12 protein-coding genes are annotated in these 13,235 nt (G+C 65.8%); 11 read left to right on the top strand and 1 reads right to left on the bottom strand.

Translation table 11 applies throughout. The annotated features are described in order from the left end of the window. The first annotated feature begins 59 nt into the window (after window positions 1-59). Genes G6N67_RS29050 through G6N67_RS29035 form a run of 4 tightly spaced genes read left to right on the top strand, consistent with a single transcriptional unit; the run spans window position 60 to window position 2,177 of the window. Window positions 60-560, top strand: a complete 501-nt coding sequence (locus G6N67_RS29050) for a YkgB family protein (protein WP_036441039.1) — start codon at window positions 60-62, stop codon at window positions 558-560. 17 nt (window positions 561-577) lie between these two features. Further along, window positions 578-1,216, top strand: a complete 639-nt coding sequence (locus G6N67_RS29045) for an RNA polymerase sigma factor (protein WP_036441036.1) — start codon at window positions 578-580, stop codon at window positions 1,214-1,216. A gap of 5 nt (window positions 1,217-1,221) precedes the next feature. Next, window positions 1,222-1,446: an anti-sigma factor family protein gene (locus G6N67_RS29040; RefSeq protein WP_036442169.1), complete on the top strand. Its 225-nt coding sequence runs from the start codon at window positions 1,222-1,224 to the stop codon at window positions 1,444-1,446. A 38-nt stretch (window positions 1,447-1,484) separates the two neighbouring features. Beyond that, entirely contained in the window at window positions 1,485-2,177 is a 693-nt protein-coding gene (locus tag G6N67_RS29035) for a TVP38/TMEM64 family protein (protein WP_036441033.1), read from the top strand. Here the strand turns inward: G6N67_RS29035 and G6N67_RS29030 are convergent. Continuing rightward, window positions 2,174-4,507, bottom strand: coding sequence for a Tex family protein (locus G6N67_RS29030; protein WP_051579237.1), 2,334 nt, complete (start codon window positions 4,505-4,507; stop codon window positions 2,174-2,176). The genes G6N67_RS29035 and G6N67_RS29030 overlap by 4 nt on opposite strands. A 181-nt stretch (window positions 4,508-4,688) precedes the next feature. Between G6N67_RS29030 and G6N67_RS29025 the strand changes: the two genes are divergently transcribed. The 7 genes from G6N67_RS29025 (at window position 4,689) to G6N67_RS28995 (ending at window position 13,081) form a co-directional block, all read left to right on the top strand. Next, the gene (locus tag G6N67_RS29025; RefSeq protein WP_235684068.1) at window positions 4,689-6,230 is read left to right on the top strand and encodes an aminobutyraldehyde dehydrogenase; all 1,542 of its coding nucleotides are present in this window, start codon (window positions 4,689-4,691) and stop codon (window positions 6,228-6,230) included. 19 nt (window positions 6,231-6,249) lie between these two features. After that, window positions 6,250-7,521 carry a D-arabinono-1,4-lactone oxidase gene (locus tag G6N67_RS29020; protein ID WP_081812818.1) on the top strand — a complete coding sequence of 424 codons (1,272 nt, stop codon included), beginning with the start codon at window positions 6,250-6,252 and terminating at the stop codon, window positions 7,519-7,521. A 72-nt stretch (window positions 7,522-7,593) separates the two neighbouring features. After that, the gene (locus G6N67_RS29015) at window positions 7,594-9,216 is read left to right on the top strand and encodes an amino acid permease (protein WP_081812849.1); all 1,623 of its coding nucleotides are present in this window, start codon (window positions 7,594-7,596) and stop codon (window positions 9,214-9,216) included. Between the two features lie 90 nt (window positions 9,217-9,306). After that, entirely contained in the window at window positions 9,307-10,047 is a 741-nt protein-coding gene (locus tag G6N67_RS29010; protein ID WP_036441030.1) for a cache domain-containing protein, read from the top strand. Then, window positions 10,044-10,817, top strand: coding sequence for a FadR/GntR family transcriptional regulator (locus G6N67_RS29005; protein WP_051579236.1), 774 nt, complete (start codon window positions 10,044-10,046; stop codon window positions 10,815-10,817). The genes G6N67_RS29010 and G6N67_RS29005 overlap by 4 nt, the downstream gene beginning before the upstream one ends. A gap of 459 nt (window positions 10,818-11,276) precedes the next feature. Next, window positions 11,277-12,542 carry a tyrosine-type recombinase/integrase gene (locus tag G6N67_RS29000; protein ID WP_063835197.1) on the top strand — a complete coding sequence of 422 codons (1,266 nt, stop codon included), beginning with the start codon at window positions 11,277-11,279 and terminating at the stop codon, window positions 12,540-12,542. A 53-nt stretch (window positions 12,543-12,595) separates the two neighbouring features. After that, a complete protein-coding gene (locus tag G6N67_RS28995; RefSeq protein ID WP_131524852.1) occupies window positions 12,596-13,081 on the top strand; it encodes a hypothetical protein in 486 nt (161 codons plus the stop codon). Window positions 13,082-13,235: the final 154 nt, after the last annotated feature.

Below are 13,235 nucleotides of genomic sequence, written 5' to 3'. Positions count from 1 at the left end.
CGCTCGGCGGTCCGGCGGGCACTGAGTTCGGTAACCATCCGAACTCGAAGGGACCGACCATGAGCGTCATTCACCGTCCACTCAGCCCAACCGCCGGGCGCACCCCGTCAGCCCTCACCACCGCAGGCACGCTGCTGCCGCGCTACGGCCTGGTGGTGGTGATCGCCTGGATCGGGGCCATGAAGTTCACCTCGTACGAAGCCCACGGGATCGAATCACTCGTCGCGAACAGCCCCCTGATGAGCTGGATGTACGACATCTTCTCGGTGACGACGTTCTCAGCGCTGCTCGGCGTCCTCGAACTCGCGACCGCGGCACTGCTGGCCGTCAAACCGTGGTTGCCGCGGGTGTCGGCGCTCGGCAGCGTGCTGGCGACCGGGCTGTTCGTCGCGACCATCAGCTTCATGTTCACCACGCCCGGTGTCAGCGAGGCCGCGGCCGGCGGCTTCCCGATGCTGTCGACGACCGGTCAGTTCCTCATCAAGGACGTCGCCCTGCTCGGGATATCGGTGTGGACCTTGCTGGATGCACTGTCGACGGGGCATGCCGAACACCGTTGAGTCGTTACGATCCCACCGTGGCGAGCAGCGCGGTGGAAGGCGAAACCGGTCTCATCGCCGCCCTCCGCGCGGGCGATGAGTCGGCCTTCACTGCGCTCGTCGATCTCCACACGCCGACCATGCTGCGCGTGGCACGGGGTTATGTGTCGACCCATGAGCTCGCCGAGGAGGTCGTCCAGGAAACCTGGATCGCCGTGTTGCGCGGCATCGACCGGTTCGAGGGCCGATCCGCTTTGCGCACCTGGCTTTTCACGATCATGGTCAACATCGCCAAGGCGCGCGGCGTGAAAGAGCGACGGCACGCGGACCTGCAGGTACTCGCGGCCAGCGGTGGCACCGTCGACCCGGCACGGTTCCGGGAAGCCGGCGACCGATGGCCCGGACACTGGAAGGAACACGAGGCGCCCGTCCCGTTTCCGGACACCCCGGAAGGCTCGGTTCTCGGTGAGGAACTGATGACTGTGGCCCGTCGGGAACTCGACAAGCTGCCCCCGCGGCAACGCGAGGTGGTCATGATGCGGGATGTGCTGGGCCTCGAATCCGCGGAGGTCTGCGACCTGCTCGAGATCAGCGCCGCCAATCAACGCGTGCTGCTGCACCGGGGACGGGCGGCTGTACGGCAGGCGCTCGAGGACTATCTGAAGGAGAAGGCGTGATGGCGATGAACTGCAACGAACTCGTCGAGCTGGTCACGGCCTACCTCGAAGGCACCCTCGATCTGGAGACCAGGGCGCGGTTCGACACCCATCTGCTGGAATGCGACGGCTGCGAGAACTACGTCCAGCAACTGCGGGTCACCGTCGAGACCCTCGGCCGGATCCCCGACGACAACCTGGATCCCGCATTCCGCGACCGGCTGCTCACGGCGTTCCGCGACTGGCGGTGAAGCGATCTCCCACGCGCTACGGGAGAATCGACGCCAACATGACCGAACCGGACCTTCCCGTTTCCCGGCGCCGCCACATCATTCGGCTCGCGCTGTTCGTCGGATTCCTGCTCGCGCTGTTCGTCCTGGTGTCCCGGGTGGTCGAGATCGACGAAATCCGGGCCGCGGTCGCCGCAACCGGCCCGGCGGCGCCGTTGGCGTACGTCGTGGTGTCGGCCGTGCTGGGCGCGGTGTTCGTGCCGGGCCCGATCCTGGCGGCGGGCAGCGGCGTGCTGTTCGGGCCGGTGCTGGGCACGTTCGTCACCCTGGGCTCGACGGTCGGTACCGCGACCGTCGCGAGCCTGGTCGGTCGGCGGGCCGGTCGGCACAGCGCATGGGCGCTGCTGGGCGCGCAACGCGCCGACCGGCTGGACCGCCAGATCGAGCGCGGCGGCTTGTGGGCCGTCGTCGGGCAACGTTTCGTTCCGGGTATCTCCGATGCGCTGGCGTCCTACGCCTTCGGCGCATTCGGAGTCCCGTTGTGGCAGATGGCGGTCGGCGCGTTCATCGGTTCGGTGCCGCGCGCGTTCGTATACACCGCTCTCGGCGCGTCGATCGGCGACCTGTCGGCGCCGCTGGCGTACACGGCGATCGCCGTGTGGTGCGTGACAGCCGTCATCGGTGCGTTCGCCGCACACCGCGGCTACCGGTCGTGGCGCACGCACGACACCGAACGCGACGTGAGCGGTTAGCGCCCGAATCCAGCGTTGCGCAACGCCTCGGCCATCGAGCCCATCGGCTGATTCGACTCCCGACGGCCAGAGCCCTTGCCGCGGTTCTGGTTTCGCCGGTCCCCGCCGCGTCCCTGGTTGCCGCCGCGATCGCTGCGCTCAGGACGCTTGCCCTTCTGCTGCGGCTCGTCCTTGAGCCGCAAGCTCAACCCGATGCGCTGGCGGTCGACGTCGACGTCGACGACCTTGACCCGCACCACCTGGCCGGACTTGACCACCTCGTGCGGGTCGGACACGAACCGGTCGGCCATGGCCGAAACGTGCACGAGGCCATCCTGGTGCACACCGACGTCGACGAACGCGCCGAACGCGGCGACGTTCGTGACGACGCCTTCGAGCACCATGCCGACTTTCAGGTCGGCCACCTTCTCGACACCCGACGCGAACGTCGCGGTCGTGAACGCCGGGCGCGGGTCACGCCCCGGCTTCTCCAGCTCGGCGAGGATGTCGGTGACCGTCGGGATGCCGAAGCGGTCGTCGGCGAAGTCGGCGGGCTTGAGTGCACGCAGTGAACGCTCGTTGCCGATCAGCTCCGCGAGGGTGACCCCGGACCGGTCCAGGATGCGCCGCACCACCGGGTAGGCCTCGGGGTGTACCCCCGACGCGTCCAGCGGATCCTCGCCGTCGCGGATGCGCAGGAAGCCCGCGCACTGCTCGAATGCCTTGGGGCCCAGCCGCGGAACCTCCAGCAGCGCGCTGCGGCTGCGGAACGCACCGGACTTCTCGCGGTGCGCGACGATCGCGGCGGCCAGCGATTCCGTCACCCCGGACACCCGGGCCAGCAGCGGCACCGACGCGGTGTTCAGATCCACCCCGACCGCGTTCACGGCGTCCTCGACGACGGCGTCGAGGCTGCGGGCCAGCGAGCCGGGCGTCACGTCGTGCTGGTACTGGCCGACGCCGATCGACTTCGGATCGATCTTGACCAACTCGGCCAGCGGATCCTGCAGGCGCCGGGCGATCGAGACGGCCCCGCGCAGGGTCACGTCGAGCTCGGGCAACTCCTGCGCGGCATAGGCCGACGCCGAGTACACCGACGCGCCGGCCTCACTGACCATCGCTTTGGTGGGTGCCGGGGCGCCGGCCGCGCGGATGTCGGCAATGAGTTCGGCTGCCAGCGCATCGGTTTCGCGCGACGCGGTGCCATTGCCGACCGCGATCAGCTCGACGCCGTGGCGCGCGACGAGCGCGGCCAGCGTCGCCTTGGCCTGATCCCACTGCTTCTGCGGCTGGTGCGGGTAGATCGCGCAGGTGTCGACGACCTTGCCGGTGGCGTCGACGACGGCAACCTTGACGCCGGTGCGGAAACCCGGATCCAGGCCGAGCGTCGTGCGGGTGCCCGCCGGAGCCGCCAGCAGCAGGTCTTTGAGGTTGGTGGCGAACACCGCCACAGCGTCCTCTTCCGCGCGCTGTCGCAACCGGATCCGGGCGTCCACCGACGCGGAGATCATGAGTTTGGTGCGCCACGCCAGCCGGACCGTACCGGCCAGCCACGGCGTCGCCGGTGTCGACGCGGTCAGGTCGACGCCGAGGGTCTGGGCGATCATCGCCTGGTAGGCCTCGTCATCACCACCGTCGAACGTCAACGCCAGCGCCTGCTCCTTCTCGCCGCGCAGGACCGCGAGCACGCGGTGCGACGGCATCTTCTCGAGTGGCTCGGAGAATTCGAAGTAGTCGCGGAACTTCTGCGCGGCAGCGCTTTTCGCGGCTTCCTCGGACCACGGCGCGGTGCGCAGTGCACCGTCGGCCCAGAACTTCTCGCGCGTCGCTCCAACCAGTTCGGCGTCCTCGGAGACCCGCTCGATGAGGATGTGCCGCGCACCGTCGAGCGCCGCGGCCGCGTCGGCGACGTTTTCGTTGAGAAACTCGCTCGCCACCTCGTCGGGCACCAGGGTCGGGTCGGCCAGCAGCCGGTCGGCCAGCGGCTCAAGACCGGCCTCCTTGGCGATCTGGGCCTTGGTGCGCCGCTTGGGCTTGTAGGGCAGGTAGATGTCTTCGACGCGGGCCTTGGTGTCGGCGGCCAGCAGCGCATTGCGCAGCTCGTCGGTCAGCTTGCCCTGTTCCTCGATGGACGCGATCACGGCGTCGCGGCGCTGATCGAGCTCCCGCAGATACGTGAGGCGCTCCTCCAGTGTGCGTAGCTGGCTGTCGTCGAGGCTGCCGGTGACTTCCTTGCGGTAACGCGCGATGAACGGAACGGTCGCGCCCTCGTCGAGCAGTGCGACGGCCGCGGCCACCTGACGTTCGCCGACGCTGAGTTCTTCGGCGATGCGGGCGGTAACCGATTTCACGGCGCCGACGCGTGGAGCAGGGTCGGCCGGAGGAAGGCTCTGAGTCACGTCGGAGCACCCTACCGAATCTCGCCGACAAGCCCCGGCGAAGCGGCTGCGTGTTTCGAGCCGGTTAAAGGGCCCTCCACCTCTTGACGTGAGCCACGCCACAGCGTAAAGATTCACAATTAAAGCTTTAGAAATGAATCAATCGCTCACCGAAGGCAGACAGATGACCGTCCTCAACGACACCCCGCCCGTGACCGTCCGCCGCACCGCCGAGCCGGCCGCGTTGATCGCTCCGAGCGACCTGCCCCCGGCCGGGCACTTCATCGACGGGGCGTTCCGGCCGAGCAGTGCGGACGCCACCATCGACGTGGTCGACCCGTGCCGCGAAACCGTGCTGGCGCAGATCGCCGAAGGCACCGTCAACGATGTCGACGTCGCCGTGACGGCGGCCAGGACGGCTCAGCCGGCGTGGGCGAAGCTGACCCCCAAGGAGCGCTCACTGATCCTGCTGCAGATCGCCGACCGCGTCACCGAGAACCACGACCTGCTGGTCAACCTGGAATCGGCCAACACCGGCAAGCCGTTCGCGGTGTCGCGCGACGACGTGGCCAGCACCATCGACACGTTCCGCTTCTTCGCGGGCGCCACCCGCGCCACCACGTCACAGGCCGCGGGCAACTACGCCGCCGACCACCTGTCGGTGATCGTCCGCGAACCGCTGGGCGTCGTCGGCGTGGTCACGCCGTGGAACTACCCGCTGCTGATGGCCGCGTGGAAGATCGCCCCGATCCTGGCCGCCGGAAACACCCTGGTGCTCAAGCCATCCGAGATGACCCCGCTGACCTCCCTGAAATTCGCCGAGCTGGTCGCCGACCTGCTGCCCGCCGGCGTGCTCAACATCGTGACCGGCACCGGCCCGGTGGTCGGGGCGGCACTGGCCGAGCACCCCGACATCGACATGATCGCGCTCACCGGATCGGTCAACAGCGGACGGGCGGTGGCCCGGGCAGCCGCGCAGTCCCTCAAGCGCGTTCACCTCGAGCTCGGCGGCAAGGCGCCCGTCGTCATCTTCGACGACGCCGACCTGCCCGCGGCGGCATCGTCGATCCGCGCGGCCGGCTACTGGAACTCGGGCCAGGAGTGCGGCGCCGGATGCCGCGTGCTGGTTCACGAATCGGTCGCCGACGCGTTCGTCGAGCATTTGGTCAAAGAAGTCGGCTCGCTCACGATCGGAGAGCCCGGTGCCGGCGACGACGTCGAGATCGGCCCGCTGGTATCGCGCCCCCACTTCGACCGGGTCCGCGGTTACCTCGACCGGGCCAGGGAAGCCGGAGTCCGTGCAGCAGTGGGCGGTTCGGCCCTCGAAGGCCCCGGCTTCTTCATCGCACCCACCGTGCTCGTCGGCCTCGACAGCGACGCGGAGACAGCCCGCGAAGAGATCTTCGGGCCGGTGGTGACCGTCGAGACCTTCGCCGACGAGGACGAAGCCGTCACCCGGGCCAACGCCACCTCTTACGGACTGTCGGCCTCCGTCTTCACCGAGAATGCGCGCCGCAGTCACGACATCGCCGCCCGGCTCGACGCGGGCACCGTGTGGGTCAACTCGCATCTGGTGTTGGCCACCGAAGCCCCCTGGGGTGGATTCAAGGGCTCGGGATACGGCCGCGACCTGTCCATCTACGCGCTCGACGACTATTCCCGCACCAAACACGTCATGCACAACCACGGCCGCTGATTCGGAAGGTCCACACACCATGCCCACACACAACTACGCCGTCCCGCCGATCAGCTACAGCACGTATGAGCCGTGGACCAATTGGGGCGGAAACCAAACCTGCACACCGGCTTTCACGGTCGCACCGCGCGACGAGCAAGAGGTTGTCGACGCCGTCCGGTTCGCGATCAAACAGAACCTCTCGGTACGGGCCGTCGGGGCCGGCCATTCGTTCACCCCGATCGTCACGACCGGCGGCATGCTGATCAACACCGACGCGCTGACCGGTTTGACCGGAGTCGACGTCGCTCGCAACCGGGTCCGGTTGCGCGGCGGCACCAGGCTCAAGGACATCGGCGATCCGCTGTGGGACCGCGGCCTGTCCCTGACCAACCAGGGCGACATCATCCAGCAGTCGATCTCCGGTGCACTCGCGACCGCGACGCACGGCTCCGGCATTCACCAGACCAGCTTCTCGGGCCGGCTGCGGTGGGCGCGAATAGTCAACGGCCACGGCGAGATCGTCGAAGTCGGCGAAGATGACATGGACAAGCTGCGGGCCGCGCAGGTGGCCATCGGCACGCTGGGCATCATGACCGAAGTCGAGCTGGAAGCCTCGCCGCGCTACCACCTCGCAGAAGAGGTCAGCTACCCGCACTGGGACGAGATCAAGGCAAACCTCGCCGACAACGTCGCCAACCTGCGGCACTACTCGTTCCTGTGGTGCCAGACCGAGGAATCCCCGGCCCTCTACGAATTGCCATGCCCCGAAGGCCTTCCCATGACCAACCGGGCCTACCAGAAGATCTACCGCGAGGTGGAGATCACCGAGCCCGACGGCATCAGCACCACGCCGGGCGCGCGGATCGATCGGTCCTACCGGATCTACGACATGGGCGGCATGACGCTGCCGTTCCACGAGTTGGAGTACTACGTCCCAGCCGAACACAGCCTCGAAGCGATCGAGGCGCTGCAGCAACTGATCCTGACCAAGTACCCGAACGAGCTGTACCCCATCGAAGTTCGTTGGGTCGGGCCCGAAGACGGCTACCTGTCGCCGTTCTACAAGCGTGCCACCAATGTGCTGTCGGTGTCGGGACATCCGGGCACCGACTACTGGCCCTACCTGCGCGACGTCGACGCGCTGCTGGAAGACTTCGATGCCCGCCAGCATTGGGGCAAGCTCCATTTCCTGACCCGCGAACGCATCGAGAAGCAGTATCCCGAGTACGACAAGTTCGTCGCCGTGCGCCGCGAATTCGATCCCAACGGCGTCTTCCTCAACGACAGCCTGCGCCAACTCGTCGGCTGACCGACTCCCCCCCTCGTCGAAAACCAAGGAATACCACCTGTGTCCACCACACATCCGAACTCCGACGACGAAATGCTCGCCGAGCTCGGCTACAAAGCCGAGCTCGAACGGTCGTGGTCAGGCTTTCACAACTTCGCCATCTCCTTCTCCGTCATCTCGATTCTCAGCGGCCCGTTCATCAGCTTCTTCATCGGCTGGAACAACGGCGGCCCGATGGCCATCAGCTGGGGCTGGCCCATCGTCAGCGCGCTGATCCTGGTGGTCGGGCTGTGCATGGGTGAGCTGGTCTCGGCGATGCCCACGTCCGGCGGAATGTACTTCTGGGCCGCCAAACTCGGCTCACTGCGCTCCAGTTACTTCACCGGCTGGCTCGACTTTCTCGGCCTGCTGGCCATCGTGGCCGCAGTGTCCTACGGCGCAGCCAGTTTCATCGACATCACGCTGTCGGCCTTCAGCGAGACGTGGGCCGCGGGCTACTCGCTGACCCGCGTGTTCCTGATCTTCATCGGAGTGCTCGTCATCGTCACCCTGCTGTCGATCTTCTCCAGCCACCTGCTCGCCATTTTCAACAGCATCTCGGTGTGGTGGCACGTCGTCGGTGTCGCGGCCATCATCGCGATCCTGATCATCGTCCCGGACCACCACGCCAGCGTGTCCGAGGTGTTCACCCAGCGCATCAACAACACCGGAATGTTCGGCGGCAGTACTTCCGGCATCGGCTTCCTGCTTCTCGTGCTGCCGCTGTCGGTGATCCTGCCCCAGTTCACCGTGACCGGGTACGACGCGTCGTGCCACATGTCGGAGGAAACCGTCGGCGCCGCGGGATCGGCGGCCAAGGGCATCTGGCAGGCCATCCTGTTCTCGGCGATCGGCGGCTGGATCCTGCTGCTGAGCTTCCTGTTCGCGGTCCAGGACGCCGACGCGGTCAGCGCGGGCGGCGGGTCCGTGGTGACCGTGCTGAACCAGGCGCTCGGCGCCCCCTGGATCAGCATCGTGCTCGTGGTTTCCACTGTCGGCCAATGCTTCTGCGCCATGGCCTGCATGACCTCCACCACCCGCATGCTGTTCGCGTTCAGCCGCGATGGCGCGGTGCCCGGTGCCCGGTTCTGGACCAGGCTGAATTCCAAGGGCGTGCCGCTGTACAGCGTTGCCCTGGTCGCCGTGCTCGCCATCGTCCTGACCCTGCCCGCGCTGGTCGAAGTCGACGTCAACGGCGCTCCCGTGCCGGTGGCCTTCAACGCCGTGGTCTCGATCGGCGTCGTGGGGCTCTACCTCGCGTTCGCCATTCCGATCTACCAGCGCTGGCGCAAAGGTTCGGCATTCAAGGCAGGCAGCTGGAATCTGGGCCGGAAGTACAAGTGGCTGTGCGTGATTGCGTTCGTCGAGATCGGGATCACCACCGTCATCGCGATGCTGCCCACGTCCTCGGGCGGCGTGCCGTGGGGCGAGAGCTTCGAATGGAAGTACGTCAATTACACGCCGCTGGTCGTCGGCGGCACCCTGCTCGCGCTGTGGCTCGCGTGGCAGGTCCGGGTCAAGCACACCTACACAGGTCCGCGCAGCACCATCAACCTGCCCGACGGTGTGCAGTCGGCCGACGAGCTGGAACTCGAATACGAGGAGCATCATCACGGCCATCACGGACCCGCCCCACACGTGCCGGCCCCGACACCTGCCGCCGGACCGTGGGATTGACGCCGACCCCCTCAGCCACACCCCGCCGGGCGCCGTTCCGGCGGGGTCGCTGGTGCTAGCCTGCGGCTACGAGGACGGTGAGTGTCGACCATGGATGTAGCAGAAGACGATCTGCCCGCGCTGCTGGATCGCGTCGCGGAAACGGTCGGTAGCCGCATGGACGAGCTCTTCGGGCTCGTCGAGATCGTGCATCGCCGGGTGAGCGACATCCTCGAAGAGTTCGCCGAGCGCCATCGGACACCCGACCGGGCCGCGCTGGCAGCCGTCAGACCGCTGCTGCATGAACTGCTCGCCGCCGACGAACCCCTGCTCGAGGGCTTCGACATGGCGTTCGGTTCCGACACCCTGAGCGACACGACGCGCTGGCTGGAATGTTGGCGACACGACGCCGACGGCAACTCGTACTTCGTCAAACACATTCTCAACCCCGAGTCGGTCGGCTTCTACGACTACCAATCTCACGACTGGTTCACCGCGCCGATCGCCGCGGGGCACGCGGTCACCACCGGGCCCTACATCGACGTGGGCGGGATCGACGTCTGCACAATCACTTTGGGCATTCCACTGAAGGCGGCTTCCGGCGGTACAGCGGTCATCGGCGCCGACCTGTCGATCCCGGGCCTGGAAGCACTGTTGCTCCGCACATTACGGACACGTCGTCATGAGGTGGTGCTGCTGGCCGCCAACGAACGCGTCGTGGTGTCCAACAGTGCTCGCCACGTCACGGGATCGCGGCTGCGACTTGCCGATTCGGAACGTGTCGAGCACTCCGTACCGGTGCGCTCGCAGGATCCACAGCGGCTGCCGTGGCGGGTTGTGGGGCTGTCATGACGCAGACCGCCAGTCCGCACGGCAGTTCGTTCTCGCTTGTCGCGCATCTGCGCACCAATGAAGCAAACGGACCCGACCGGGCCGACCAGATCGCCCACCAACTCGAGACCGCCATCGCGGTGGGCCTGATCGGCTACGGCGAAATGCTGCCCGCAGAGCGGGAACTCGCAGCGCAGTTCGGCGTGGCGGTGCTCACGTTGCGTGCCGCACTGGCATCCCTGCGTGACCGCGGCTTCATCCAGACCAAACGCGGCCGCGGCGGCGGCAGTGTGGTGTGCGACGCCGGCGTGGTCACCGAGAAGGAGCGACGGCGCCGGCTGCGCGAGCGCAGCACCGAGGATCTACGCGACCTCGGCGACCTGTCGGGCAGCATCGGGGCCGCGGCGGCGCGGCTCGCCGCGGCCCGCTCCGATCACGCCGATCAGACCCGGCTCCAGAACCTGGCCGACGATTTCCGGTCCGCGACGAGCCCACAGGACCGCCGTAAGGCCGACAGCCGCTTCCACATCGGACTGGCAGTCGCCGCCCAGTCCAACCGCCTCACCACCGTCACCGTGCAGGTGCAGGGCGAGCTGGCGCCGCTGCTGTGGGCGTCGGACCCGGCCGGTCAGCTCTTCGAATTCGAGCAGGCCGAAGCCGACCACGCCGCGATCCTCGCGGCCATCGTGGACGGCGACGAGGCTGCGGCCCAGGCCGCCGCACTGCGGCATTGCCTGCACGAGACCGAAGCCGTGATCAACACCCACCTCGACCTTGTGATGGGTGATTGAGGTTCCCGCAGGCACACACGTCCGAATACTGCGTGACTACTTCGATGGCGAATGGCGAATTCGTCGTCGGCAGAGAGATCTTCAACAAGGCTCTACCGTCATCGGGCGGCACATCCGCCGGAGGACCGACTGCTGTTGCCGCCCAAATAGAGAAGCCCCTCGCACGAGGGGCCTTCCGTGGTGGTCCCGGCTGGGTTCGAACCAGGCGTTATGACCCACGCTGACCCGTACTGACCTAATCTGTTCTGGCACGGTACCGATTGCACCGCAACATGATTCGTTCATTTCGGGTCATTGTCGGTCAGCGCGGATCACATGGGAGTAGACTTGACAGGCACAGCCCACGGATAGCCCGATCTAGCAAACCTGCTGGTCACTAGCCTAACCGGCTGGAACCGACGAAATCGATTCATCGGCACGGATGCGGAATCGTCGAAACCGGACAACGAGGAGAAACACATGTCGGGCAGAACAGGCCATCGTGGTTGGGGCTGGATTCGCAAACGTTCGTCGGGACGCTTTCAAGCGTCATACATCGGCCCTGACAACGTTCGGCACTTCGCGCCGACGACGTTCGAACTCAAGATCGACGCCGAAGAATGGTTGACACAGGAACGCCGTGCGATCCAGAACGCGATTTCGGCGCTTGCGCCGGTTGGCGGGAACGGTCCACAACTGCAATGGCTCTCCCCCGCCGAACGTGTCGGCCTGGCGGTTGAGGTAAACCGCGAAACGCTGGAACAGTACGGAAAACGATGGATCGAACAGCGCAACCTTAAGCCGAAGACGATTGCGCACTACACGAACTTGCTCGAAAAGCACATCGCGCCGAAGCTCGGGAACGTCGTCGTGTCGAATCTGAAACCGGCGCTGATTCGCGACTGGCACGCGCGCACGCTGACCGACAAACCCACAATGCGCGCACACGCCTACCAACTGTTGCACGCGATTTGTGACACAGCGGTCAAAGATGAACTGTTGGACCGAAACCCGGCGATGATCAACGGCGCGACTTCGACCAAACGCAACCATGAGTCCGTCGTGCCAAGCATCGCCGAAATGGCTGCCATCGCTGACAAGATCGAAGCGAAGTTTCGCGCGCTGGTACTGATCTCGGCGTGGTGCGGTCTGCGATTCGGCGAAGTGATCGAACTGCGACGCAAAGACATCGGTGTCAACTGCGAGCTGATCGCCCTTACGCGCGGTGTCACTCACTTGACCGAAAAGCAGGCAGCGGCCACCGGCAATCCACGGTGCAACGTCAGCACGCCGAAATCGGGCAAGGGCCGCAACGTCGTCGTTCCGCCACATATCCGCGATGACATCGCACGCCATTTGGCCGAGTTCGTCGGCCCCGGCCCCGATGCGCAGTTGTTCGCGCCGGTACGCGGCGGATGCCACATTTCGGATCGTGTGGTGCGCGATGCGTTCCGCGAAGCGTGCGCGTCGGCGGGTGTGACCGGCATGCGCCTTCACGACATGCGCCATTTCGCCGGTCACCAGACCGCACGCGTGGCGAACCTGCCCGAAACGATGGCCCGCCTTGGGCACAGCACCCAAACGGCCAGCCTGCGCTATCAGGGCCAAGTGTCGGGCCGTGCGGTTGAGGTCGCCGAAGCACTCTCGGCGTTGGTCGAAACGCCGAAGCTGGCCGAAGTTGCCGACGCGCGGATTGCCGACGACGGCCAGACCGACGAACCCGCCGAAACCGACGAATCGGCATAGTTGTCGGCGTTTCTAACTTCGCAACCGCACCGCGCTACGCAACAATGCACGGCATGAAAGACGCACCTACCTGGCTACAGATCTGCATTGCAGCAGTTCCGCTATTCGCCGCAATTGTTGCCGGTTTCTTCGCACTCAAAAATACGATTAATCGTCGGGTTGAGCGTCTAAAGAATCTCACCGAGATATACACAAAAATACCTGATTCGATCGTTCCAAATCACACACTAGAAATAATCATGCTGCGCGAACTTAGAGCCATCGACCTGGCCACTATGCCAAAATACAAGTGGGACAAGCGAGTTCACGTACTGGCCGCCCTGTGCCTGGTCGGTTCGTACGTCTGCCTTGGGTTGTCATACATTTTCGACACTCCCATTCTTTCGTACATGATCGGCATCCTGATGCTGATCGGCGGCGGCGTCATTTTTGTCGCGATCGTCTTGCTGAATCTCCACGACGAGCCGATCCGGACTCATAAGTGGTATCAACGCAAAATAGACGAGCTCGAATCCGAATTCGCCGATAACGCAAAATGAATACCTCGGCGTTCCGCTGGCTACGTACCAGCCGGGAAATCGGCCAATCTGCGCAGGTAGACGCGATTTTGCACCGTCCAAACGGTCACGTTGGGCTATCCGTTGGCTATCACTGCGAGAGACCGATTTGAAACCTGCACGCTCGCAACCCTCA

Source organism: Mycolicibacterium mageritense, assembly GCF_010727475.1.
Taxonomy (GTDB): domain Bacteria; phylum Actinomycetota; class Actinomycetes; order Mycobacteriales; family Mycobacteriaceae; genus Mycobacterium; species Mycobacterium mageritense.
This window is presented reverse-complemented; position numbering and strand designations above follow the sequence as displayed.

Excerpts from the sequence above, each read along its gene's own strand:
- G6N67_RS29005 (WP_051579236.1), top strand. The coding sequence starts at position 10,044 with ATGACGCAGACCGCCAGTCCGCACGGCAGTTCGTTCTCGCTTGTCGCG.
- G6N67_RS29000 (WP_063835197.1), top strand. The coding sequence starts at position 11,277 with ATGTCGGGCAGAACAGGCCATCGTGGTTGGGGCTGGATTCGCAAACGT.
- G6N67_RS29020 (WP_081812818.1), top strand. The coding sequence starts at position 6,250 with ATGCCCACACACAACTACGCCGTCCCGCCGATCAGCTACAGCACGTAT.
- G6N67_RS29015 (WP_081812849.1), top strand. The coding sequence starts at position 7,594 with ATGCTCGCCGAGCTCGGCTACAAAGCCGAGCTCGAACGGTCGTGGTCA.
- G6N67_RS29050 (WP_036441039.1), top strand. The coding sequence starts at position 60 with ATGAGCGTCATTCACCGTCCACTCAGCCCAACCGCCGGGCGCACCCCG.
- G6N67_RS29010 (WP_036441030.1), top strand. The coding sequence starts at position 9,307 with ATGGATGTAGCAGAAGACGATCTGCCCGCGCTGCTGGATCGCGTCGCG.
- G6N67_RS29035 (WP_036441033.1), top strand. The coding sequence starts at position 1,485 with ATGACCGAACCGGACCTTCCCGTTTCCCGGCGCCGCCACATCATTCGG.
- G6N67_RS29025 (WP_235684068.1), top strand. The coding sequence starts at position 4,689 with ATGAATCAATCGCTCACCGAAGGCAGACAGATGACCGTCCTCAACGAC.
- G6N67_RS28995 (WP_131524852.1), top strand. The coding sequence starts at position 12,596 with ATGAAAGACGCACCTACCTGGCTACAGATCTGCATTGCAGCAGTTCCG.
- G6N67_RS29040 (WP_036442169.1), top strand. The coding sequence starts at position 1,222 with ATGAACTGCAACGAACTCGTCGAGCTGGTCACGGCCTACCTCGAAGGC.